Source organism: Pseudomonas sp. OA65, from assembly GCF_017498305.1.
Classification (GTDB): domain Bacteria; phylum Pseudomonadota; class Gammaproteobacteria; order Pseudomonadales; family Pseudomonadaceae; genus Aquipseudomonas; species Aquipseudomonas zanjanensis.
On sequence record NZ_JAGDEZ010000007.1, the window covers coordinates 18,394 to 40,579 of the forward strand.

The 22,186-nt window shown below is 61.4% G+C and carries 22 protein-coding genes and 1 pseudogene; 12 read left to right on the forward strand and 11 right to left on the reverse strand.

Annotated elements, in window-relative coordinates; genetic code table 11:
- Positions 1-2: 2 nt before the first annotated feature.
- From argB to coaBC, 4 genes and pseudogenes are all read right to left on the reverse strand, one after another.
- Positions 3-908 (reverse strand): acetylglutamate kinase, encoded by a 906-nt coding sequence (gene argB, locus J3361_RS07830; RefSeq protein WP_025216133.1) that lies wholly within the window; start codon positions 906-908, stop codon positions 3-5.
- Between the two features lie 27 nt (positions 909-935).
- Positions 936-2,339, reverse strand: a pseudogene (locus J3361_RS07835) (phosphomannomutase/phosphoglucomutase); the annotation flags it as partial.
- A gap of 252 nt (positions 2,340-2,591) precedes the next feature.
- Positions 2,592-3,047: a dUTP diphosphatase gene (gene dut, locus J3361_RS07840; protein WP_207963741.1), complete on the reverse strand. Its 456-nt coding sequence runs from the start codon at positions 3,045-3,047 to the stop codon at positions 2,592-2,594.
- Positions 3,048-3,051: 4 nt separating this feature from the next.
- Positions 3,052-4,260, reverse strand: coding sequence for a bifunctional phosphopantothenoylcysteine decarboxylase/phosphopantothenate--cysteine ligase CoaBC (gene coaBC / locus J3361_RS07845; protein WP_003206865.1), 1,209 nt, complete (start codon positions 4,258-4,260; stop codon positions 3,052-3,054).
- 145 nt (positions 4,261-4,405) lie between these two features.
- Here coaBC and radC point away from each other — a divergent pair, with 145 nt between their 5' ends.
- Complete coding sequence (radC, locus tag J3361_RS07850; RefSeq protein WP_207963743.1) at positions 4,406-5,080, forward strand: DNA repair protein RadC; 675 nt, start codon at positions 4,406-4,408, stop codon at positions 5,078-5,080.
- A gap of 81 nt (positions 5,081-5,161) precedes the next feature.
- Here the strand turns inward: radC and J3361_RS07855 are convergent, their stop codons facing one another.
- Positions 5,162-6,751 (reverse strand): ABC transporter substrate-binding protein, encoded by a 1,590-nt coding sequence (locus tag J3361_RS07855; protein ID WP_207963745.1) that lies wholly within the window; start codon positions 6,749-6,751, stop codon positions 5,162-5,164.
- Positions 6,752-7,187: 436 nt separating this feature from the next.
- On the opposite strand from J3361_RS07855, the gene rpmB reads away from it, so the two are divergent.
- Both rpmB and rpmG read left to right on the forward strand, forming a co-directional pair.
- Positions 7,188-7,421 (forward strand): 50S ribosomal protein L28, encoded by a 234-nt coding sequence (gene rpmB, locus J3361_RS07860; protein ID WP_003177273.1) that lies wholly within the window; start codon positions 7,188-7,190, stop codon positions 7,419-7,421.
- Between the two features lie 11 nt (positions 7,422-7,432).
- A complete protein-coding gene (gene rpmG / locus J3361_RS07865; RefSeq protein WP_003177274.1) occupies positions 7,433-7,588 on the forward strand; it encodes a 50S ribosomal protein L33 in 156 nt (51 codons plus the stop codon).
- A gap of 77 nt (positions 7,589-7,665) precedes the next feature.
- Here rpmG and J3361_RS07870 read toward each other — a convergent pair whose 3' ends face one another.
- A complete protein-coding gene (locus tag J3361_RS07870) occupies positions 7,666-7,911 on the reverse strand; it encodes a peptidase inhibitor (RefSeq protein ID WP_207963747.1) in 246 nt (81 codons plus the stop codon).
- A gap of 168 nt (positions 7,912-8,079) precedes the next feature.
- Complete coding sequence (locus J3361_RS07875; protein ID WP_207963749.1) at positions 8,080-8,442, reverse strand: cupin domain-containing protein; 363 nt, start codon at positions 8,440-8,442, stop codon at positions 8,080-8,082.
- Between the two features lie 254 nt (positions 8,443-8,696).
- On the opposite strand from J3361_RS07875, the gene J3361_RS07880 reads away from it, so the two are divergent.
- Entirely contained in the window at positions 8,697-10,190 is a 1,494-nt protein-coding gene (locus J3361_RS07880) for an aldehyde dehydrogenase (RefSeq protein ID WP_207963751.1), read from the forward strand.
- 230 nt (positions 10,191-10,420) lie between these two features.
- Positions 10,421-11,563 (forward strand): MFS transporter, encoded by a 1,143-nt coding sequence (locus tag J3361_RS07885; protein ID WP_207963753.1) that lies wholly within the window; start codon positions 10,421-10,423, stop codon positions 11,561-11,563.
- Between the two features lie 202 nt (positions 11,564-11,765).
- Here the strand turns inward: J3361_RS07885 and J3361_RS07890 are convergent, their stop codons facing one another.
- Both J3361_RS07890 and J3361_RS07895 read right to left on the reverse strand, forming a co-directional pair.
- Complete coding sequence (locus tag J3361_RS07890) at positions 11,766-13,331, reverse strand: phospholipase D family protein (RefSeq protein WP_207963755.1); 1,566 nt, start codon at positions 13,329-13,331, stop codon at positions 11,766-11,768.
- A 61-nt stretch (positions 13,332-13,392) separates the two neighbouring features.
- A complete protein-coding gene (locus J3361_RS07895; RefSeq protein ID WP_207963757.1) occupies positions 13,393-14,826 on the reverse strand; it encodes a PLP-dependent aminotransferase family protein in 1,434 nt (477 codons plus the stop codon).
- Between the two features lie 179 nt (positions 14,827-15,005).
- Between J3361_RS07895 and J3361_RS07900 the strand changes: the two genes are divergently transcribed.
- Positions 15,006-15,251, forward strand: a complete 246-nt coding sequence (locus J3361_RS07900; RefSeq protein ID WP_207963759.1) for a DUF1127 domain-containing protein — start codon at positions 15,006-15,008, stop codon at positions 15,249-15,251.
- A gap of 134 nt (positions 15,252-15,385) precedes the next feature.
- Here J3361_RS07900 and J3361_RS07905 read toward each other — a convergent pair whose 3' ends face one another.
- Complete coding sequence (locus J3361_RS07905; RefSeq protein ID WP_207963761.1) at positions 15,386-16,699, reverse strand: FAD-binding oxidoreductase; 1,314 nt, start codon at positions 16,697-16,699, stop codon at positions 15,386-15,388.
- Between the two features lie 145 nt (positions 16,700-16,844).
- Between J3361_RS07905 and J3361_RS07910 the strand changes: the two genes are divergently transcribed.
- Complete coding sequence (locus J3361_RS07910) at positions 16,845-17,198, forward strand: YkgJ family cysteine cluster protein (protein ID WP_003206850.1); 354 nt, start codon at positions 16,845-16,847, stop codon at positions 17,196-17,198.
- Between the two features lie 136 nt (positions 17,199-17,334).
- Here the strand turns inward: J3361_RS07910 and J3361_RS07915 are convergent, their stop codons facing one another.
- A complete protein-coding gene (locus J3361_RS07915; RefSeq protein ID WP_003206849.1) occupies positions 17,335-17,823 on the reverse strand; it encodes an Lrp/AsnC ligand binding domain-containing protein in 489 nt (162 codons plus the stop codon).
- 156 nt (positions 17,824-17,979) lie between these two features.
- Here J3361_RS07915 and dadA point away from each other — a divergent pair, with 156 nt between their 5' ends.
- From dadA to J3361_RS07940, 5 genes are all read left to right on the forward strand, one after another.
- Positions 17,980-19,284, forward strand: coding sequence for a D-amino acid dehydrogenase (gene dadA, locus J3361_RS07920; RefSeq protein ID WP_207963762.1), 1,305 nt, complete (start codon positions 17,980-17,982; stop codon positions 19,282-19,284).
- Complete coding sequence (locus tag J3361_RS07925) at positions 19,256-19,609, forward strand: RidA family protein (RefSeq protein ID WP_207963764.1); 354 nt, start codon at positions 19,256-19,258, stop codon at positions 19,607-19,609. Before dadA ends, J3361_RS07925 begins: the two co-directional genes overlap by 29 nt.
- A gap of 95 nt (positions 19,610-19,704) precedes the next feature.
- The gene (gene alr / locus J3361_RS07930; protein ID WP_207963766.1) at positions 19,705-20,778 is read left to right on the forward strand and encodes an alanine racemase; all 1,074 of its coding nucleotides are present in this window, start codon (positions 19,705-19,707) and stop codon (positions 20,776-20,778) included.
- A gap of 128 nt (positions 20,779-20,906) precedes the next feature.
- Positions 20,907-21,455, forward strand: coding sequence for a cupin domain-containing protein (locus J3361_RS07935; protein ID WP_003206841.1), 549 nt, complete (start codon positions 20,907-20,909; stop codon positions 21,453-21,455).
- A gap of 183 nt (positions 21,456-21,638) precedes the next feature.
- Positions 21,639-22,052 carry a c-type cytochrome gene (locus J3361_RS07940; RefSeq protein WP_207963945.1) on the forward strand — a complete coding sequence of 138 codons (414 nt, stop codon included), beginning with the start codon at positions 21,639-21,641 and terminating at the stop codon, positions 22,050-22,052.
- The last annotated feature ends 134 nt before the right edge of the window (positions 22,053-22,186 follow it).

Sequence of the window (22,186 nt, forward strand, 5' to 3'; positions counted from 1 at the left end):
GCTTAAGGACGCTTGCGATTGCTGATCAAGGTACCTACGCCGGTGTCGGTGAAGATCTCCAGCAGGATCGCATTCGGCACGCGGCCGTCGATGATCAACGAGCTGCCGACGCCGCCCTGCACCGCTTCCAGCGCGCAACGAATCTTCGGCAGCATGCCGCCGTAGATGGTGCCGTCGGCGATCAGGTCATCGACCTGCTGGGTCGACAACCCGGTCAGGACCTTGCCGGTCTTGTCCATCAGGCCGGCGATGTTGGTCAGCAGCATCAGCTTTTCAGCTTTCAGTGCCTCGGCAACCTTGCCTGCCACCAAATCGGCGTTGATGTTGTACGACTCACCGTTGGCACCCACGCCGATGGGCGCGATGACCGGGATGAAGTCGCCCTTGACCAGCAGGTTCAGCAGGTCGGTGTTGATGCCGACTACTTCGCCCACGTGACCGATGTCGATGATTTCCGGCTGGGTCATCTCCGGGGTCTGGCGGGTGACGGTGAGTTTCTTCGCCCGGATCAGCTCGGCGTCCTTGCCCGTCAGGCCGATGGCGCTGCCGCCATGGCGGTTGATCAGGTTGACGATGTCCTTGTTGACCTGGCCGCCGAGGACCATCTCCACCACATCCATGGTCTGCGCATCGGTCACGCGCATGCCGTCGATGAAGTGACTCTCGATCGACAGGCGCTTGAGCAGGTCGCCGATTTGCGGGCCGCCACCGTGAACTACCACCGGGTTGATGCCCACGGCCTTCATCAGCACGATGTCGCGGGCGAAGCCGGTCTTGAGCTCCTCGCTTTCCATCGCGTTGCCGCCGTATTTGATCACCAGGGTCTTGCCGACGTAGCGTCGGATATAAGGCAACGCTTCGGACAGGACCTTGGCGGTGTTGGCGGCGGCTTCGCGTTCGAGGGTCATTCAGGGCTCCGGTAGTGCTTCAAAAAATCAAAACGGTAATTGGAGATCAGGTGCAACACGTTTGAGTTGGGCGTGGAACACGTCCTTGATGCGCTGCAGTTCGGCTTCGTTGTCGGCCTCGAAACGCAACACCAGCACCGGTGTGGTGTTGGAGGCGCGGACCAGGCCCCAGCCTTTTGGGTAGTCGACCCGCACACCGTCGATGGTGGTCAGTTCGGCGCCTTCGCCCCACTGGGCGTCGTGCAGTGCATCAATGATGCTGAATTTGCTCTCTTCGGTCACATGGATATTGATTTCCGGCGTAGAAATATCGTTCGGGAAGGTCGCGAACAGCTCTTCGGCCGTGGATTTCTCCTTGCTGAGGATCTCCAGCAGGCGCGCGGCGCTGTAGATGCCATCGTCAAAACCGAACCAGCGTTCCTTGAAGAAGATGTGGCCGCTCATTTCTCCTGCCAGCAGGGCGCCGCTCTGTTTCATTTTCTTCTTGATCAACGAGTGACCGGTTTTCCACATGAGCGGGCGACCGCCATATTCCTTTATCAGCGGCACCAGGCGACGGGTGCATTTCACGTCGAAAATGATCTCGGCATCGGGGTTGCGCGCCACCACGTCCTTGGCAAACAACATCAACAGGCGGTCCGGGAACACCACGCTGCCGGTATTGGTCACCACACCCACGCGGTCGCCGTCGCCGTCGAAGGCCAGGCCCAGGTCGGCGTTGGTTTCCTTGACCTTTGCGATCAGGTCTTGCAGGTTTTCCAGCTTGCCCGGGTCCGGGTGGTGGTTGGGGAAGCTGCCGTCGACGTCACAGAACAGCGGGATGACTTCGCAGTTCAGGGCTTCGATCAGTTGCGGGGCGATCACGCCGGCCGCGCCATTGCCGCAATCGACCACCACTTTCAGGCGGCGGGCGAGTTTCACGTCCTTGACGATCTCGTCGTTGTAGCGCGGGAGAATGTCGACCTTGGTCACGCTGCCCGGGCCGCTGCTCAGGTCGTTGGTCTTGAGGCGGGTGTGCAAGGCCTGGATCTGCTCGTTGGCGAGGGTGTCACCGGCGATGACGATCTTGAAGCCATTGTAGTTCGACGGGTTGTGGCTGCCGGTGAGCATCACCCCGGATTTGCCGGCCAGCACGTTGGCGGCGTAGTACAACGCGGGCGTCGGCACCAGGCCCACGTCGCTGACGTGGCAGCCGCTGTCGGCGACGCCTTTGATCAATTGTTCAACCAGCTCGGGGCCCGACAAGCGGCCATCACGGCCGACGCACACGTTCGGTTCGCCCTGGGCCAGGCTCTGGGAGCCAATGGCGCGGCCGATCCAGTAGGCGGTTTCGGCGGTGAGGGTTTCCGGTACCACGCCACGGATGTCGTAGGCGCGGAAAATGCTTTCAGGGAAGATCGGGGCGATTGCGGCTGGGGTGTTCATGGGCGGGGCGCTCTATCAGGAAAGTGACTGGACAGGCCGACTCTGGGCGTCGGCAGGCTCAAGCTGAAGGGTATGACGGCGTTTTTGACAGAGAGTTCGTGGTGGGAAAGTGCCATGAGACAGCGTTACCCCGGCCTCGCTCGCCTAATACATTGATTCCGGATGGGAAACCTAGCAGAAAGCCATTGCGCATTTTTTGTCCTGAAACAGAAGCTTCACGAACGAGCCGGGCAGGATGCCCGGCCCGCTATCGGGCGGTCAGTGGCTGCCGGAGTGCCCGAAGCCACCCGCGCCGCGCTGGCTCTCGTCGAATTCCTCGACCAGTTCGAAATGGGCCTGGACCACCGGCACCAGCACCAATTGGGCGATGCGTTCGCCCACGGCAATATTGAAGGCCGTTTGGCCGCGGTTCCAGCACGACACCATCAGTTCGCCCTGGTAATCGGAATCGATCAGGCCCACCAGGTTGCCCAGCACGATACCGTGCTTGTGGCCCAGGCCCGAGCGCGGCAGGATCAGCGCGGCCAGGCCCGGGTCGCCGATGTACACCGACAGGCCGGTAGGAATCAGCAGGGTCTGGCCTGGCTCCAGGATCCTGTCCTGCTTGAGCATCGCCCGCAGGTCGAGACCGGCGGAGCCTGGTGTGGCGTATTGCGGCAGCGGGAATTCGCTGCCGATGCGTGGGTCGAGGATCTTGGCTTGTAGGGCGTGCATGACATTAAACCTGGTTCAGACGTTCGGCGATGAAAGTGATCAGCTGGCGGGCAATCTTGCTCTTGCTGGTCTGGGCGAAAAGTGTGGCGTGCAACTGGCGGTCGATCACGCTGCAGGCGTTTTCTTCGCTGTTGAAGCCGATGCTCGGGTTGGCCACGTCGTTGGCGACGATCAAGTCGAGGTTCTTATCCTTGAGCTTGCGGGCGGCGTAATCGAGCAGGTGTTCGGTCTCGGCGGCGAAGCCGACACTGAACGGGCGGTCGGGGCGGGTGGCGATGCTGGCCAGGATGTCCGGGTTGCGCACCATTTGCAGGAGCAGGCCGTCGCCGCTTGTAGGGTCTTTCTTCAATTTTTGCGGGGCAACGACTTCGGGGCGGTAGTCCGCTACCGCAGCCGAGGCGATGAACAGGTCGCAGGGGATGGCCGCTTCGCAGGCCGCGAGCATGTCCCGGGCGCTGACCACGTCGATGCGCGTGACTCGGTCCGGGGTCGGCAAGTGCACGGGACCGGTGATCAGCGTCACTCGGGCGCCGGCTTCGACGGCGGCCTCGGCCAGGGCGAAGCCCATTTTCCCGGAGCTGTGGTTGGTGATGTAGCGCACCGGGTCGATGTTTTCCTGGGTCGGCCCGGCGGTGATCAGCACATGCTTGCCGGTCAGGGCCTGGCGCTGGAAGCAATCGGCGGCGCACTGGGCCAGGTCGGTAGCCTCAAGCATGCGCCCCATGCCGACGTCGCCGCAGGCCTGGCTGCCGGAGGCTGGGCCGAAGACTTTCAGGGCGCGGCTTTCCAGCAATTGCAGGTTGGCCTGGGTGGCCGGATCGCGCCACATGGCCTGGTTCATGGCGGGGGCGACGGCGACCACGGCGTCGGTGGCAAGCACCAGGGTGGTCAGCAGGTCGTCGGCGATGCCTTGGGCCAAACGGGCGATCAGGTCGGCCGTGGCCGGGGCGATCAGCACCAGGTCGGCCCATTTGGCCAGTTCGATATGGCCCATGGCGGCTTCGGCCGCCGGGTCGAGCAAGTCCAGATGGACCGGGTGCCCGGACAGGGCTTGCATGGTCAGCGGGGTAATGAACTCGCTGCCGCCACGGGTCATGACGACCCGTACTTCCGCGCCCTGGTCGATGAGTCGGCGAACCAGCTCGGCGCTCTTGTAGGCGGCAATGCCGCCGCCGACGCCCAGAACGATGCGTTTCCGATACAGCCGCTGCATAGGCCTGCCTTTCGATTTCAGTGGTCAGTGCAAGACGAACCCCTCGGCAGCAGCCTGCCAGGGCGCAAATCGCCTGCAAAAAAGATGGGCTACGATATCACAGCGACCGCTACGGAACAGCGGCGCCCACAATCAGGGAGATGCCATGAGTATTCGCGATTGGCCCGCGGCCGAGCGGCCACGGGAGAGGTTATTGGCGCTGGGGGCGGGAAGTCTTTCGGACGCCGAGCTGCTGGCGATTTTTTTACGCACCGGGGTGTCGGGTAAAAGTGCGGTGGATCTGGCGCGACAACTGTTGATTCAATTTGGCAGCCTGCGCGCGCTGCTTGAAGCCGATCAGATTACATTCAGCAATCATATGGGGCTCGGGCCGGCGAAGTTTGCCCAGTTGCAGGCGGCCCAGGAAATGAGTCGGCGGCATTTGGCTGAACGGGCGCGGGAAAAGACATCACTGGAAAGCCCGTACGCGGTGCGTGAATACCTCAAGTCCATGCTGCGCCACGAGCCCCACGAGGTGTTCGGTTGCCTGTTTCTCAATTCCAAGCATCAGGTGCTGACCTTCGAGGCGCTGTTTCGCGGCTCTATCGACAGCGCCAGTGTCCATCCTCGGCAGGTGGTCAAGCGCGCCCTGGCCCACAACGCCGCTGCGCTGATCCTGTGCCACAACCACCCCTCCGGCAGCACCGAGCCCAGCCAGGCCGACCGTGTGCTCACTGAGCGGCTCCAGGAGGCCCTGGAGTTGATCGATGTGCGGGTGCTCGACCATGTCATCGTTGGCGATGGGGAGCCGTTGTCGATGGCGGAGCGGGGGTGGATGTGAGGCAGCGGCAAGCTATTAGCTTCAAGCTGCAAGCTAGAGCGGTATGGGGTCTGCTCTTGACTTGCGCTTGAAGCTTGAAGCTTACGGCTTGAAGCTGACGTCCGAATAATCCTGCCGCCCAAACGGGCTCACCGCATAACCCTGCACATCCTTGCGGGTGAGGGCGAAGGCAGTGGGGTGCGCCAGGGGCAGCCACAGGGCTTGCTGCTGGATCTGGGCCTGGGCCTGTTCGTAGAGCTTGGCGCGCACGCCTTGTTCGCCGGTGGTCTTGCCGGCGCTGATCAGTTTGTCCAGGTCCGGGTTGCAGTAGCGGGCGAAGTTGGTCCCGGACTTCACCGCCGCGCAGGAAAACTGCGGCGTGAGGAAGTTGTCCGGGTCACCGTTGTCGCCGGCCCAGCCCATGAACAGCAGGTCATGCTCGCCGGCCTTGGCGCGGCGGATCAGTTCGCCCCATTCGATCACGCGGATTTCCGCCTGGATGCCGATTTCCGCCAGGTCCGATTGCAGCAACTGTGCGCCAAGGCTCGGGTTGGGATTGAGCAGGCTGCCGGAAGGGCGAGTCCAGATGGTGGTCTTGAAGCCGTCCTTCAAGCCGGCCTTGGCCAGCAAGTCGCGGGCCTTGGCCGGGTCGTGGGCGTAGCCCGGCAAGTGTTTGGCATAGCTCCAGGTGTTTGGTGGATAAGGGCCGTTGGCGGCTTCGGCGGTGCCTTCGAAGACGGTCTTGAGGTAGCTGGCCTTGTCGAAGGCCAGGTTGATGGCTTGCCGCACCTCAGGCTTGTCCAGGGGCGGATGCTGGCTGTTGATCGCCAGGAACGCGGTCATGAAGGCCTCGGTCTGGGCCACGCTCAGGGTCGATTCCTGCCGGGCGGCCTGCACATCCAGCGGCTTGGGCGACAGGGCGATCTGGCATTCGTTGCGGCGCAGTTTCTGCAGGCGCACGTTGGCGTCCGGCGTGATGGCGAAGATCAACGGATCCACCTGGGGCTTGCCGCCGAAGTAGTCAGCGTTGGCCTTGTAGCGAATCGAGGCGTCTTTCTGGAATCGGTTGAAAATGAACGGGCCGGTGCCGATCGGCTGGTTGTTGAGTTTTTCCGGTGCGCCAGCTTGCATGAGCTGGTCGGCATATTCGGCCGAATAGATGGAGGCAAAACCCATGCTCAACGTCGCCAGGAAGGTCGAGTCGGCGTGATCGAGGGTGAAGCGCACGGTCAGCGGGTCCAGGGCGTCGATTTTCTTGATCAGCGCCGGCAGTTGCATGGACTGGGCGTGGGGGAAGCCGCTTTGCGCAACCTTGTGCCACGGGTTCGCCGGGTCGAGCATGCGCTCGAAGCTGAACTTCACGTCTTCGGCAGTCAGGTCGCGGCGAGGCGTGAAGTAATCGGTGCGGTGGAACTTGACCCGTGGCCGCAGCTTGAACACATAAGTCAGGCCATCGGTGGAGACTTCCCAGCGTTCGGCCAGGCTGGGGACTACTTTGCCACTGGCGGTGTCGAAATCCACCAGGCGGTTCATCAGCACGTCGGCAGAGGCGTTGGTGGTGGTCAGGGAGTTGTACTGGACGACATCGAAACCTTCCGGGCTGGCTTCGGTGCAGACGCTCAGCGCGGCGGCGAAGGCCTGCGGGGTGATCAGCAGAGGGGCGAGCAACAACGGTAGGGCAGCGAGGCGCATGGTCGGTTTCCTGTGCAAGTCGGAGGCCCATCTGCGAGTGCAGTCTGGAAAAGACCTACCCTAGTGGGCTCGCTGCCAAATGACTATCCCCTTTTTGCATTTTCCGGCACGCTGCTGCGACGTTTGGGTGGCCCGAACCTGCCGCAAGTGAAAAAAAACCGCGTGCAGCGACGAGCGGTAAGGGGCCGCGCCAGCCTCTGTCCCCGCCGTCCGGGGCGCTTGGCCGACGATTCCCCAGGAAGACAAATCACATCGGCTGTTGTTGCCCTGTGGTCTTTCTGGTATAAAGCAGCGCTCTTTTCTAGGGGCCCGGTTCCTTCACTGTAGGTGTAGCCGGTAAGACCCTTAAAGAAACGCGGCGCCTGGCGCCAAATGACTGAGAGATTAAGCGGCCAACCCATGCCGGGTTGGGCATGTGGTTTTAGAGGGCTGAGGCATGTCGAGAGTCTGTCAAGTTACCGGTAAGGGTCCGGTGACTGGGAATAACATTTCCCACGCAAACAACAAAACCCGTCGTCGTTTCCTGCCGAACCTGCAGCATCACCGCTTCTGGGTTGAAGAAGAGAAACGTTTTGTGCGTCTGCGCGTATCTGCCAAAGGCATGCGCATCATCGACAAGCGTGGCATCAGTGTCGTGCTGGCCGAACTTCGTCGCGATGGCAAGGTTTAAGGGAGCTAATCATGCGTGAATTGATTCGTTTGATCTCGAGCGCCGGTACTGGTCACTTCTACACTACCGACAAGAACAAGCGTACTACCCCGGACAAAATCGAGATCAAGAAATATGATCCGGTTGTTCGCAAGCACGTGATCTACAAGGAAGGCAAAATCAAGTAATTGATTTTTCCCTCCAACAAAAAAGGGCCCGTATCTCACGATACGGGCCCTTTTTTGTTGGCAATGGATTTTAGGGTTCAGCCACATTTGATGCCGACGATGATTCTGTCGGCATCGGTCTGAAGGTTGATACGTTGCGGGCGAATATCCCAGCTTGAAGGGTATTTCGGACCCGTAGCCCGAACGGGGGCTCCGTTTGCCAAGGCTCGAACTTCTTCTAGCAACTCAGGGGTGCATTTTTGGCCAATGGTGTATTGAGCGATGGCGATATCGCACTGATCGTTAGGTGTCGGCGTGACAACGATGTCGTTTTGATCGGGCATTTTCAGCCTCCTTGCTGATAATTGAAAAGTTAAGGCACTCACCGGCCGGGTCGGACGCACATCCTGCGCGTGCCGCGGCGACTCTAAATGCGTGGTGCCTGTGAACGTTTTAATGGTCGCGGCCGCCGTTGACCAACGATTAAGTGTCACCGACTTTTACTGTGCCGCTCAGGCTTTCGCTTCGAACACCACATAGATCTTGCGGCACGGCTCCAGCACTTCCCAGGTGCCCTTGAACCCCGCTGGGATCACGAAGCGGTCGCCGGCCCGCAGGGTCTTGGCGTTGCCATCGTTGTCCCGCAGCACGGAAACGCCCTGGACGATCTCGCAGTATTCATGCTCGGTGTAGTTGACCGTCCACTGGCCAACGGCGCCTTCCCACACGCCAGCGTTCATTTGCCCGCAGGGGCTGCTGTAGTGGTTGAACACGGCTTGCTCGGGATCGCCCTTGAACACCTTGGCCGGGTCCGGGCGATAACGTTCGGCGGTGGTATTGGTCTGGCTGAAGTCGACGATGTCCTGAATGCTCATGCGGGTGATCCCCAGTGATCCCCAGTGATCGCTTGGAAGGCTTCGAGTCTATGTTTATTAAAACGAACGTCGCAAGGCCGTTTACCACGGTTGTGTCAAATATATTGAAACATGACCAGCCGCTGGTTTAGGGTGGCGGGTGCCCCGTACCCATTACAGCGCCGAACAGCGCCGAAAGCAGGCTGGCCGGGCAGAATTCTTTTGCGCGCTGCGCATTGCGCGGCGCTCGTACTCAATAAGAGGAGGACACACGCATGACCACCCTGACTCGTGCCGATTGGGAACAACGCGCCCGCGACCTGAAGATCGAAAGCCGCGCCTTCATCAACGGGGAGTACACCGATGCGGTGTCCGGCGAAACCTTCGATTGCCTCAGCCCGGTCGATGGCCGCCTGTTGGGCAAGATCGCCAGCTGCGACGTGGCCGACGCCCAGCGTGCCGTCGAGAATGCCCGCGCCACTTTCAACTCCGGCGTCTGGTCGCGCCTGGCGCCAAGCAAGCGCAAAATAACCATGATCCGTTTCGCCGGCCTGCTCAGGGAGCATGCCGAAGAACTGGCCCTGCTTGAAACCCTCGACATGGGCAAGCCGATCAACGACTCGTTGCACATCGACGTGCCCGGCGCCGCCCAAGCGTTGAGCTGGAGCGGTGAGGCAATCGACAAACTGTACGACGAAGTGGCCGCCACGCCGCACGATCAACTGGGCCTGGTGACCCGGGAGCCGGTGGGTGTCGTGGGTGCGATCGTGCCGTGGAACTTCCCGCTGATGATGGCCTGCTGGAAGCTTGGCCCGGCGTTGTCCACCGGTAACTCGGTGGTGCTCAAGCCGTCGGAAAAATCCCCGCTGACCGCCATCCGCATCGCCGCGCTGGCGATCGAGGCCGGCATTCCGAAAGGCGTGCTGAACGTGCTGCCAGGCTACGGCCACACCGTCGGCAAGGCCCTGGCCCTGCACATGGATGTCGATACGTTGGTATTCACCGGTTCCACCAAGATCGCCAAGCAGTTGATGATCTATTCTGGCGAATCCAACATGAAGCGCATCTGGCTGGAAGCCGGCGGCAAAAGCCCGAACATCGTGTTCGCCGATGCCCCGGACCTGCAGGCCGCGGCCGAGTCCGCTGCCAGCGCCATCGCCTTTAACCAGGGCGAAGTCTGCACCGCCGGCTCGCGGCTGTTGGTGGAGCGTTCCATCAAGGACACGTTCCTGCCGCTGGTGATCGAAGCCCTCAAGGGCTGGAAGCCGGGCAACCCCCTGGACCCGGCCACCAATGTCGGCGCCCTGGTGGATACCCAGCAGATGAACACTGTGCTGTCCTACATCGAGGCCGGCCACAGTGACGGCGCCAAACTGGTGGCCGGTGGCAAGCGCATCCTTGAAGAAACCGGCGGCACTTATGTCGAGCCGACGATTTTCGACGGCGTGAACAACGCCATGAAGATCGCCCAGGAAGAAATTTTCGGCCCTGTGCTGTCGGTCATCGCTTTCGACACTGCCGAGCAAGCCATCGAGATCGCCAACGACACGCCTTACGGCCTGGCTGCCGCGGTATGGACCAAGGACATCTCCAAGGCTCACCTGACCGCCAAGGCCCTGCGCGCCGGCAGCGTATGGGTCAACCAGTACGACGGCGGCGACATGACCGCCCCGTTCGGTGGCTTCAAGCAGTCGGGCAACGGTCGCGACAAGTCGCTGCATGCGTTCGACAAATACACCGAGCTGAAGTCGACCTGGATCAAGCTCTGACACGGACGGCCCCGGACCCTGTCCGGGGCTCCATGCCGTGCTGATTCCTTTGTGGGAGCGGGCACAAGATGTGGTGCTCACATCAGATCCCCTGTGGGAGCGAGCCTGCTCGCGATAGCGGTATGACAGTCGACGACTTTGTTGAATGTTGCTCCGTCATCGCGAGCAGGCTCGCTCCCACATTTGCTTTGCGTAGGGCTTGAAACATCACTGTCCACAGGAGCGTGGAAATGCGTTGGGCAACCTATTTCGCCGTGTTGGCGTCTGTCCTGAGCGTTGGCTTGGCCCTGGGCGTGAGCATGCCGCTGGTGTCGCTGCGCCTGGAGGGCTGGGGTTATGGTTCGTTCGCCATTGGCGTGATGGCTGCGATGCCGGCTGTGGGGGTGTTGCTCGGGGCCAAGGTGTCGAGCCGGCTGGCGGCGCGGTTCGGCACGGCGGCGTTGATGCGCCTGTGCCTGTGGGGTGGAGCAGTGTCCATCGGGCTACTGGCGCTGCTGCCCAGTTATCCAGTTTGGTTGCTGTTGCGTCTGATGATCGGCGTGGTCCTGACCTTGGTGTTCATCCTGGGTGAAAGCTGGATCAATCAACTGGTCATTGAAAAATGGCGTGGACGGCTGGTGGCGCTGTACGGCAGCAGCTACGCCCTGAGCCAGTTGTCCGGCCCGCTGCTGCTGGGCGCCCTGGGGACCGATCATGACTACGGGTTCTGGGTGGGCGTCGGCCTGCTACTGGTCGCACCTTTGTTGTTGCTGGGCCGTAGCGGTGCGCCCAGCAGCGAGGCCGGCAACGTCACGTTCAGTGATTTATGGACGTTCTGCCGCGGCTTGCCAGCGATTGCCTGGGCGGTTTCGCTGTTCGCCGCGTTTGAGGCGATGATTCTCACGTTGCTGCCGGTGTATTGCCTGCGCCAGGGTTTCACGGCTGACATCGCGTTGGCGATGGTCAGCACCGTGGTGGTCGGTGACGCCTTGCTGCAATTGCCTATCGGCGCCCTGGCTGATCGCGTGTCTCGCCGGGCTCTGTTGACGGGGTGCGCGGTGGCATTGATGTTGTCGAGCCTGGCGGTTCCGCTGCTGATCGATACCCTGCTGATCTGGCCGTTGTGGGTGCTGTTCGGCGCCAGTGCGGGCGGTTTGTTCACGTTGTCGCTGATCCTGATCGGCGAACGTTACCGCGATGATGCGCTGGTGCGGGCCAATGCCCATGTCGCGCAACTGTGGGGGCTCGGTTGCCTGATCGGTCCACTGGTGGCGGGGGCGGGCAGCCAATGGATCAGTGGCCATGCGCTGCCTTTGTTCATGGCGGCCGGCGCGTTCGGGCTGGTGATCCTGCTGTTTCGCCAAGGGGCGTTTGGGAGCACCCAACCCGCTTGAACACCCGAAACCCTGTAGCAAGGGGGCTTTTGTGGCGAGGGAGCTTGCTCCCGCTCGGTTGCGCAGCAACCGCAAAGCCGGGACTGCTTCGCAGTCCAGCGGGAGCAAGCTCCCTCGCCACAAAAGCGGTCTGCCACAAAAGCGGTCTGCCACAAGGCAGGCTGTCCACAAAAGGTCTGCCACAAAAGCGACCTGTCCGCCTCTAAAGCATCCGCTCCAGTCCGATCGTCGTGCTGAACCAGGCATTGAACCGGCGCCACCAACTGCCCGGTTCACGCTTGAGGTCGTGGGTCTTGCCGTTGTCTTCAGTGGTCCACACAAGCGTTCCATCTTCCAGTCTTGCCTGGTAGCTCAAGGCCGGCGCCATGCCTTGCAAGGCCAGCTCACGGACTTGGTTGGCGAGTTCAGGGCTGTCCACCAGCACGCCGACTTCAGTGTTCCACAGTACCGAGCGCGGGTCGAAATTGAACGAGCCGATGAAGGATTTCTGTTGGTCGAAGATGATCGCCTTGCTGTGCAGGCTGGAGTCCGACTCGCCGTATGACTTGCTGTAGAACAAGTGAGCACTGCCGCCGGTGTCGCCCGGCTGTCGGCGCAGCTCGAACAGGCGCACGCCGTGTTGCAACAGGGCCTTGCGGTACGGCGCATAGCCGCCGTGCACGGCGGGCACATCGGTGGCCTCCAGGGAATTGGTCAGCAGGCTCACCGACACGCCGGCATCGGCGCGACTGGTCAGGTATACCAAGCCTGGCTGGCCGGGGACGAAGTAGGCGGAAATCATGATGAGTTCTTTGCGGACGCCCGTCAGCTCGGGGGCCAGTTGGGTGGTCAGCAGCAGTTGCGGGTCCGGTTCGCCCTTGGCCAGCACTTTGCTGGGCGCGTCCCACAGCGCCTGGTTCCAGGCCCAGATCAACTGGTCGCGCCAGGTGTCCAGGCGCGGTTGGGTCTTGTAGGCAGTCAATTGCTGGTAAAGCGCGTGGTTTTCCTTGTGGGTCTGCTCCAGCGACTCTTGCAGGCGCAGACGGCTGTTGGCCAGGTCCTTGGGCGTTGGGCGATGGGACAGGAACTGTTCGATGGGTTTGCTCAGGGCGCTGTTCCAGTACTGGTCGAAACTGTGCCCCAATTGTTCGGCCACCGGACCGACACCGAGCAGGTCGATGTCGGTGAAATTCAGGTTGGGTTCGGCGTCGAAATACTCATCGCCCAGGTTGCGGCCGCCAACGATGGCCATGCTGTTGTCGGCCAGCCACAGTTTGTTGTGCATCCGTCGGTGTTGCAGCGATAGATTGAACAGGCGCCCCAGGCCGCGGGTCACGCCGGTGGCGCGTCCCAGGTGCAGCGGGTTGAACAGGCGGATCTGGATTCGTGGGTGAGCGGCAAGGGTCGCGATGATCTGGTCGAGACCATCGCTGGTGGTGTCGTCCAGCAGGATCCGCACGCGCACGCCGCGGTCGGCGGCCTTGAGCAATTCATCCACCAGCATTCGTGTACTGATGCCGTCGTGGACGATGTAGTACTGCAAGTCCAGGCTGCCTTGGGCGTTGCGAATCAGCTCGGCCCGGGCGGCGAAAGCTTCGGTGCTGTCTGATAGCAGTCGAAAGCCTGAGCGCCCTTCGTGGGGCGCGGCCTGGGTCTGGACCGAGCGGCCGAACGAGGATTCGGTGGCGGGCAAGGCTTGGGAGGGCTCGCGGGTGACATCAAGACCGGCGCAGCCGCTCAGCAACGAGGCGACTAACAGCAGCGTAGGCAGGATCGGTCTGGATCTCACGTAGGATCGTTCCGCTTGTTCACGTTAATCGGCTGTTGGGTGCTGCTTTCCTGGGTAAAGTTCAGACGACGTCGCGCTGGGTTTCGTTCAACAGCGCGATGGCGGCGGCACCCACTTTGCGCACGGCCTCTTCGATCTGTGCCGTTGGCTTGGCAGCGTAGTTCATCCGCAAGCAGTTGCGGTACTTGCCCGATGCCGAAAAGATACTGCCGACCGCGACTTGCACGCCTTGGTCCAGCAGGACCCGATTGAGCTTCAGGGTATCGAAGCCGTCTGGTAGTTCCACCCACAGCATGAAACTGCCCCGCGGGCGGCTGGCACGGGTGCCCGCGGGGAAATAGCGGCTGACCCAGTCAATCATCACGTCGCGATTGCGCTGGTATTGCGTACGCATCCGTCGCAAATGGGGTTCGAAATGCCCACCCTTGAGAAATTCGGCAATGGCGATCTGCGGCTGTGGCGCGGTGGAGCCGGTGCTGATGTATTTCATGTGCAGCACCCGCTCCAGGTACCGGCCTGGCGCGACCCAGCCAATGCGCAGGCCAGGCGCCAGGGTCTTGGAAAACGAACTGCAGAGTAAGACGCGACCGTCTTCATCGAAGGACTTGATGGTGGGTGGGCGAGGGTATGTGTAGGCCAATTCCCCATACACATCATCTTCAATGATCGCCACGTCGAAGCGTTGCGCCAGGTTCAGCAACGCGCGTTTATTGGCGTCGGGCATGATGTAACCCAGTGGGTTGTTGCAGCTGGGAGTCAACTGTATGGCCTTGATGGGCCATTGCTCCAGGGCCAGTTCCAGCGCATCCAGGCTGATGCCGGTAAGCGGGTCGGTGGGGATTTCCAGGGCTTTCATGCCCAGGCCCTTGAGGGTTTGCATGGCCCCGTGAAAGCTGGGTGAGTCCACCGCGACGATATCGCCTTGTTCACAGGTGGCGCGGATGCTGACCGACAGGGCTTCGTGACAGCCGGTGGTGACGATCAGGTCATTGGGACCCAATTGGCAGCCGGAGTCCAGCGATAGCCGGGCGATCTGCTCGCGCAATGCGAGGTTGCCGTAGATGTTGTCGTAATACAGGCCGGGCATGTCTTGCCGCCGGCTGATCTGCGCCAGGCTGCGCAGCAGCGGCTTCATGGTCGGCGAGTGGATATCCGGCATCCCACGGCCCAGCTGCACCACGTCTGGGTGCGGTACGGCGCGTATCAGTTCCAGCACCTGATCCCATTGGGAAATGTCCACGGGGCGCTGGGCCGGGCGGCCAACTACTGGCAGGTCAGGCAATTCGCGGCTCACAGGCACGAAATAACCAGACTTGGGTCTCGGCATCGCCAGCCCGCTGTCCTCCAGCACGCGATAGGCCTGCTGCACCGTACTCAAGCTGACCCCGTGTTCTGTGCTCAACGCCCGTACAGAGGGCAGCCGGTCGCCAGGGCGGTAGAAGCCCTGTTCGATGCGGGTGCCGAGCAGTTCGGCGAGATTCACGTAGAGGGTCATGGTGCGCTCCCGATGAGATGAATAACTGCAATCGATACAGTTGGGTTGAAAAATGACGATTCAGTATCGGAAATACCAAATCTGTATGTTTATAAAATAAATAGGTTGAATCTGTATTGCTTTTGGCCGTCCGCGCATCATGAAACCTCTGGCTACCCAAGTAAACAGGAGCGATCAAAATGAACGGCTTGAGCGATGTGCGGCTGACGTTACACAGTCAGGAACTGGCGGCAGGGCAGGAGAAAGGGCTGCGCAGCGCGACACTGCGCAATGCGCCGTCCGGCCTGAGCTGCTGGGCCCTGTTCTGGCATCGTTTGCATACACGCAAAGCCTTGTTGGAACTTACACCCGAACAGTTGCGTGACGTCGGGCTGAGTCGGGAGCAGGCGCGGGAGGAGGGGCTGAAGCCGTTCTGGCGGCTTTAAAGCGGTGTGGGGCCTGAGATTGCCTATCGCGGGCAAGCCTTGCTCCCACAGGTTTGCTTGCTCCCACAGATTTGAAATTGACCTGTGGGAGCAAGGCTTGCCCGCGATAGCGTCATCCGTAGTGCTGAAGTTCTTTAGACCAACTCTTTCAACCGATGCCACAACATCCCCAGCGCCAACAGCGGTGAGCGCAAATACTTGCCGCCCGGGAAGGTCATGTGCGGCACCTGGGCGAACAGGTCGAAACCGCTGCTCTGCTGCCCGCTGATGGCTTCGGCCAACAATTTGCCGGCCAGGTGCGTGGCATTCACGCCGTGGCCGGAATAGGCTTGGGCGTAATACACATTGGGCTGGTCCTTGAGCCGGCCGATCTGCGGCAAACGGTTGGCACCGATGCCGATCATCCCACCCCATTGATAGTCGATTTTCACACCCGCTAACTGTGGGAATACCTTGAGCATTTTCGGGCGCATGTAGGCGCCAATGTCCTGCGGGTCGCGGCCGGAATAGTGACAGGCTCCGCCGAACAGCAAGCGACGATCAGCCGAAAGCCGGTAGTAATCCAATGCCACCCGTTGGTCGCAGACTGCCATGTTCTGTGGCAACAGCGCCTGTGCCTGTTCCTGGCTCAAGGCTTCAGTGGCGATGATGTAGCTGCCGGCCGGCAACACTTTACCGCCGAGTTGCGGGTTGAGTCCGTTGAGGTAAGCGTTGCAGCCCAGCACCAGCGTCTTGGCGCGGACCGAGCCCTGTCGGGTGTGCACCTTCACTTCAGGGCCGTAGTCGATACGCGTGACCGCCGATTGCTCGAACAGCCGGACCCCCAGTTGCTGCGCGGCGGCGGCTTCGCCCAGGGCCAGGTTCAACGGATGCAGATGGCCCGAGCCCATGTCGATCAAGCCGCCGACGTAGCGATCCGAGCCTACGACGCTGTGCATTTGGTCGGCTTGCAGCAGTCGGGTCGGGTGGCGATAACCGAGGCTGCGCAGTTCTTCGGCGTCTTCGGCGAAGCCTTCCAGATCGCTGGGTTTGTTGGCGAGGTCGCAGTAGCCCCAGGTGAGGTCGCAAGGAATCTGGAAGCGCTCGACTCGCTGCCGAACGATTTCCACCGCCTCAAGGCCCATGAGCTTCATCTGACGCACGCCGTCGGTGCCGATGATTGGCGCGAACTGGTCGAGACCATGGCCGACGCCACGGATCAATTGGCCGCCGTTGCGCCCGCTGGCGCCCCAGCCGATCCGGTGCGCCTCCAGCAGCGCCACGCTCATGCCGCGTTCAGCCAGTTCGATTGCCGTGTTCAACCCGGAGAACCCGCCGCCGACGACGCAGACGTCCACCCGCAACTCCCCCTGCAGCACCGGATGGTCCGGTTGCGGCAGGCTGCTGGCGGCGTAGTAAGAGGCGGCGTGCGCGTGGTTCGGGACAGGTTGCTGAACACGGGCGTTCATGTGCGTAATCCTGATTGTTCTGTTTGAGAAATTTTACGGAGCATAAGCCGGGGATTCCTCCCTGGGCAACACCGGTCGGTTGGCGCTGTCTGGTCCGCGGCTTTTAAGGCAGAATCCCGGACAGTCCTTCTCGGTAACCGTCTCGATGAGCTGCAACAGTCAAAAAATTCGCACGCTACGCCAGCAGATTCCCTCGTTCGAGTGCGTTCCGGGCTGCCATGATTGCTGCGGTCCGGTCACGACCTCGCCCGAGGAAATGGCCCGCTTGCCCCGCAAGACCCGCGCCGAACAGGACGCGGCCATGGAAGCGCTCGACTGCGTGCACCTGGGGCCCAACGGTTGCACGGTCTACGACGAGCGCCCGCTGATCTGCCGGCTGTTTGGCACCACGGCGACCTTGCCGTGTCCCAATGGCCGGCGGCCGGTGGAACTGATCCATCCGCGAGTCGAGAAGCAGATTCATGAATATATGGCCAGCACTCGGCAGGTATTGGTCTAGCGATCTGGAATACCGAGTCGCGGCTTTCGCGAGCAGGCTCGCTCCCACAAGGGCTCTCTGTAGTTCGCAAGAAAGCGTTCGCCACCTACCTGTGTGGGAGCGAGCCTGCTCGCGAAGGCGGCCTTGGGGGCTGCCATCAATCCGGAATCGGCAGGTTCAAGCTCTCCTTCACTTCTTCCATCACGATGTAGCTCTTGGATTCGCGGACATGGGGCAGCTTGAGCAGGATGTCCCCCAGCAGCTTGCGGTACGACGCCATCTCGGAAATCCGTGCTTTCACCAGATAGTCAAAATCCCCTGACACCAGGTGACACTCCAGCACGTGAGGCAATTTCAGCACGGCGCGTCGGAATTCTTCGAAGGTGTCGCCGGATTTGTAATCGAGGCTGATTTCGACAAACACCAGCAGGCTGCCCTTCAAGTGCTGCGGGTTGAGCCGGGCGTTGTAGCCCATGATGATGCCTTCGCGCTCCAGGCGCCGGACTCGTTCGGTACAGGGCGTGGTGGAGAGGCCGACCTTTTCCCCCAGCTCGGTGAAGGAGATTCGTCCGTCCGCCTGGAGGATCCGCAGAATGTTGCGGTCGATCTTGTCCAGCTCGCGTTTGGTCTGGGTGTTGGTACGCACAGGTGATGCGCCTCCATGAAAAGCGGTTTTGCCGAGAATTCTCGCCAAATATAGGTGTTTATATAGTGAAAAGCACTGGCTGATCTTTTTTACACTGCGCCCATCAAAGCTATGTACAACAAACGTCAGCGGTTAAACCGCGATGAGGGCATCAACATGCGCGTTCTGGTCTTGGGTAGCGGCGTCATCGGTACCGTCAGTGCTTATTACCTGGCCCGTGCCGGGTTTGAAGTGGTGGTGGTCGACCGTCAGCCGGCACCTGCCATGGAAACCAGTTTCGCCAACGCCGGCCAGGTTTCGCCGGGTTATGCCTCGCCGTGGGCCGCCCCGGGCGTGCCGCTCAAGGCCATCAAATGGCTGCTGCAGCGCCATGCGCCACTGGCGATCAAGGCCACTGCCGACATTGACCAATACCTGTGGATGGCACAAATGCTGCGCAACTGCACCGCCAGCCGCTATGCCATCAACAAGGAGCGCATGGTGCGCCTGTCCGAGTACAGCCGTGACTGTCTCGACGAACTGCGCGCCGAAACCGGCATTGCCTACGAAGGCCGTAGCCTGGGGACTACGCAGTTGTTCCGCACCCAGGCCCAGCTCGATGGCGCTGCAAAAGATATCGCCGTGTTGAAAGAGTCCGGCGTTCCGTTCGAAGTGCTCGATCGCGAAGGTATCGCCCGGGTCGAGCCGGCCCTGGCCAATGTCACCGACATCCTGGCGGGTGCCTTGCGCCTGCCCAACGACCAGACCGGCGACTGCCAGATGTTTACCACGCGTCTGGCGGAAATGGCGGTGAAACTGGGTGTGCAGTTCCGCTTCGGCCAGGACATCCAGCGCCTGGACTTCGCGGGTGATCGCATCAACGGTGTCTGGATCGACGGCAAGCTGGAAACCGCCGACCGCTACGTGCTCGCCCTGGGCAGCTATTCGCCGCAACTGCTCAAGCCCCTCGGGATCCGTGCGCCGGTGTATCCGCTCAAGGGTTACTCCCTGACCGTGCCGATCACCAACCCGGCAATGGCCCCCACCTCGACCATTCTGGACGAAACCTACAAGGTCGCGATCACCCGCTTCGACAATCGCATCCGAGTGGGTGGCATGGCGGAAATCGCCGGTTTTGACCTGTCCCTCAACCCACGTCGGCGCGAAACCCTGGAGATGATCGTCAACGACCTTTATCCTCAGGGCGGCGATCTGGCCCAGGCCAGTTTCTGGACCGGCTTGCGCCCGACCACCCCGGACGGCACGCCAATCGTGGGGGCCACGCCCTTCAAGAATCTGTTCCTGAACACCGGCCATGGCACCCTCGGATGGACCATGGCTTGTGGTTCCGGTCGCCTGTTGGCCGACCTGATGGCGAAGAAAAAGCCGCAGATCAGCGCCGAAGGCCTCGATATTTCCCGTTATGGCAACAAACATCAGGAGTCTGCGAAACATGTCAATCCAGCGCCAGCTCACCAATGACCGCATGAGCCAGGTTGTCGTGCACAACGGCACCGTCTACCTGGCCGGGCAGGTCGGCGACGACATGAACGCCGGTATTGAGCAGCAGACCCGTGAATGCCTGGCCAATATCGAACGCTTGCTGGACCTGTCCGGGACCGACAAGACGCGGCTGTTATCGGTGACAATCTATCTGAAGGACATCGAGGCCCACTTCCAAGGCATGAACGCCGTCTGGGACCAATGGTTGCCCAAAGGCGTCGCCCCGGCCCGGGCCACGGTAGAGGCCAAGCTGTGTGAGCCGGAGATTCTGGTGGAGCTGTCCGTCGTGGCTGCGCTGCCTTAATACCCGGCCGAAACGTCCCTCTCCCGGCGCTATTGATGGTTCTTGCCGTCCGTCAGCGCCGGTTTTTATTCATGACCGCCTAGAAGCCTGCCGCCATGCGTCCTGCCCGTGCCCTGATCGACCTCCAAGCCCTGCGTCATAACTACCAATTGGCCCGCGAAGTAACGGGGGCTAAAGCCCTTGCGGTGATCAAGGCCGACGCCTACGGGCACGGTGCGGTGCGTTGCGCCGAGGCGCTGCAAGACACGGCGGACGGGTTCGCCGTGGCCTGCATCGAAGAAGCCCTGGAACTGCGGGCGGGCGGGATTCGTGGGCCGATCCTGCTGTTGGAAGGGTTTTTCGAAGCCGATGAGTTGCCGTTGGTCGTCGAGCACGATTTCTGGTGCGTGGTGCATTCGTTGTGGCAGCTCGAAGCGATTGAAAAAGCCCCGCTGAGCCAGCCGATCACGGTCTGGCTCAAGCTCGATTCCGGCATGCACCGGGTCGGCCTGCATCCGACGGATTACCAGGCGGCCTACCGTCGCCTGCTCGCCAGCGGCAAAGTGGCGAAGATCGTATTGATGAGCCACTTCGCCCGTGCCGATGAACTGCACGATCCCAGCAGCACCGAGCAACTGGCGATCTTCGACAAGGCCCGCCAGGGCCTGGTGGCGCAGATCAGCCTGCGCAACTCGCCGGCGGTGCTGGGGTGGCCGCAGATACCCAGCGACTGGGTGCGCCCGGGCATCATGCTCTACGGGGCCACGCCCTTCGATGAGCCCAACGCCGTGGCCTCGCGCTTGCAACCGGTGATGACCCTGGAATCGAAGATCATCAGTGTGCGCGAATTGCCTGCTGGCGAGCCGGTGGGCTATGGCGCCCGCTTCGTGACCACGCAACCGACCCGCGTCGGTGTGGTTGCCATGGGCTATGCCGACGGCTACCCACGCCAAGCCCCCACCGGGACACCGGTGCTGGTGGATGGGCAGCGCAGCCAATTGGTCGGACGGGTGTCGATGGACATGCTGTGTGTCGACCTGACCCATGTCCCCCAGGCCGGGCTCGGCTCGACCGTGGAGTTGTGGGGCAAGCACATCCTCGCCAGTGATGTCGCCAAGGCCGCCGACACGATTCCTTATCAGATTTTCTGCAACCTGCGTCGGGTGCCACGGCTCTATTCCGGGGCCTGACGCGAAGGGCCAGCTACCGAAAGTCGCTTCGCCGCACGGGATTCGGGTCAAAGTGTTGTAAATACTGAACGCTGTCGCCATGATAACGCTCACTTTCCACACAACCTGATTCCCTGGAGGCTCCAGCATTGGACGTCGGTGAACGACTGCAATCCATTCGTAAACTCAAAGGCCTTTCCCAGCGTGAACTCGCCAAGCGCGCGGGCGTCACCAACAGCACTATTTCGATGATCGAGAAGAACAGCGTCAGCCCCTCGATCAGCTCGCTGCGTAAGGTCCTTGGCGGGATTCCCATGTCCATGGTCGAGTTTTTCTCCGAAGAGATTCTTCAGGAAAAACCGACTCAGATCGTCTACAAAGCCAACGAACTGATCGACATCTCCGACGGTGCCGTGACCATGAAGCTGGTGGGCAGGGCACACCCGAGCCGGGCGATTGCCTTCCTCAACGAGATCTATCCACCGGGCGCCGATACAGGTGAAGAGATGCTCACCCATGAGGGCGAGGAAACCGGGATCCTGGTGGAAGGGCGGTTGGAATTGGTGGTCGGTGTCGAAACCTTCGTGCTCGAAGCCGGTGACAGCTACTATTTCGAAAGCACCAAGCCTCACCGTTTCCGTAATCCGTTCGACGTGCCGGCGCGACTGATCAGCGCAGCCACACCGGCCAATTTCTAGACCAAGAGGCGCCAGGCCCCTGTGCCAAAGGCGCCCGCTTGTTGGGCTGTCATGACAAACAAGACCCTTGCGACTTTGGGGTTGTTTCGGAGTGACAGGCTTACCGCTATACTTGCGCCCGCCTGCAAACCGTGGCCGCAGGCGTGACTAGCCACCATTGAGGGTGTACGCGTGAACCTAATTATGAAAATGCTGGCTGCACCAGCAACCGTATTGGCCCTATGGGCTGCGAGCGCTCAAGCGGCGCCGAACGACGAAATCGCCAAGCGCCTTGAACCCGTCGGCCAGGTTTGCGTCCAGGGCAAGGAATGCAAGGGGATGGAAGTCGTGGCTTCGGCGGGTGGCGCTGGTGGTGCCAAGTCGCCAAAAGATATCATTGCCAAACATTGCAACGCTTGCCACGGCACCGGCCTGCTGGGCGCGCCGAAAATCGGCGACAAGGCTGCCTGGAAAGAGCGCGCCGACCACCAGGGTGGTCTCGATGGCATCCTGGCCAAGGCGATTACTGGCGTGAACGCCATGCCGCCTAAAGGCACCTGCGCCGATTGCTCTGATGACGACCTCAAGGGCGCCATCAAAGAGATGTCCGGCCTGTAATACGCTGGCATCCTTCGCAAAAAAGCCGCTTACGAGCGGCTTTTTTGCGCCTGGGTTTTTTCAGGGCTGTTCATCGCAACCAAGACCCGGCAAGCTCGGTCCAACCCACATTCATGGAATGTCCCGGAGGGTCC

Bases quoted from the DNA above. Each gene is read 5' to 3' on its own strand.
- coaBC (WP_003206865.1), bottom strand. From the start codon at position 4,260: ATGCAGCGGCTGTATCGGAAACGCATCGTTCTGGGCGTCGGCGGCGGC.
- J3361_RS07885 (WP_207963753.1), top strand. From the start codon at position 10,421: ATGCGTTGGGCAACCTATTTCGCCGTGTTGGCGTCTGTCCTGAGCGTT.
- dut (WP_207963741.1), bottom strand. From the start codon at position 3,047: ATGCACGCCCTACAAGCCAAGATCCTCGACCCACGCATCGGCAGCGAA.
- radC (WP_207963743.1), top strand. From the start codon at position 4,406: ATGAGTATTCGCGATTGGCCCGCGGCCGAGCGGCCACGGGAGAGGTTA.
- rpmB (WP_003177273.1), top strand. From the start codon at position 7,188: ATGTCGAGAGTCTGTCAAGTTACCGGTAAGGGTCCGGTGACTGGGAAT.
- alr (WP_207963766.1), top strand. From the start codon at position 19,705: ATGCGTCCTGCCCGTGCCCTGATCGACCTCCAAGCCCTGCGTCATAAC.
- J3361_RS07855 (WP_207963745.1), bottom strand. From the start codon at position 6,751: ATGCGCCTCGCTGCCCTACCGTTGTTGCTCGCCCCTCTGCTGATCACC.
- J3361_RS07900 (WP_207963759.1), top strand. From the start codon at position 15,006: ATGAACGGCTTGAGCGATGTGCGGCTGACGTTACACAGTCAGGAACTG.
- J3361_RS07925 (WP_207963764.1), top strand. From the start codon at position 19,256: ATGTCAATCCAGCGCCAGCTCACCAATGACCGCATGAGCCAGGTTGTC.
- J3361_RS07875 (WP_207963749.1), bottom strand. From the start codon at position 8,442: ATGAGCATTCAGGACATCGTCGACTTCAGCCAGACCAATACCACCGCC.
- J3361_RS07940 (WP_207963945.1), top strand. From the start codon at position 21,639: ATGAAAATGCTGGCTGCACCAGCAACCGTATTGGCCCTATGGGCTGCG.
- dadA (WP_207963762.1), top strand. From the start codon at position 17,980: ATGCGCGTTCTGGTCTTGGGTAGCGGCGTCATCGGTACCGTCAGTGCT.
- argB (WP_025216133.1), bottom strand. From the start codon at position 908: ATGACCCTCGAACGCGAAGCCGCCGCCAACACCGCCAAGGTCCTGTCC.
- rpmG (WP_003177274.1), top strand. From the start codon at position 7,433: ATGCGTGAATTGATTCGTTTGATCTCGAGCGCCGGTACTGGTCACTTC.
- J3361_RS07910 (WP_003206850.1), top strand. From the start codon at position 16,845: ATGAGCTGCAACAGTCAAAAAATTCGCACGCTACGCCAGCAGATTCCC.
- J3361_RS07895 (WP_207963757.1), bottom strand. From the start codon at position 14,826: ATGACCCTCTACGTGAATCTCGCCGAACTGCTCGGCACCCGCATCGAA.
- J3361_RS07870 (WP_207963747.1), bottom strand. From the start codon at position 7,911: ATGCCCGATCAAAACGACATCGTTGTCACGCCGACACCTAACGATCAG.
- J3361_RS07905 (WP_207963761.1), bottom strand. From the start codon at position 16,699: ATGAACGCCCGTGTTCAGCAACCTGTCCCGAACCACGCGCACGCCGCC.
- J3361_RS07880 (WP_207963751.1), top strand. From the start codon at position 8,697: ATGACCACCCTGACTCGTGCCGATTGGGAACAACGCGCCCGCGACCTG.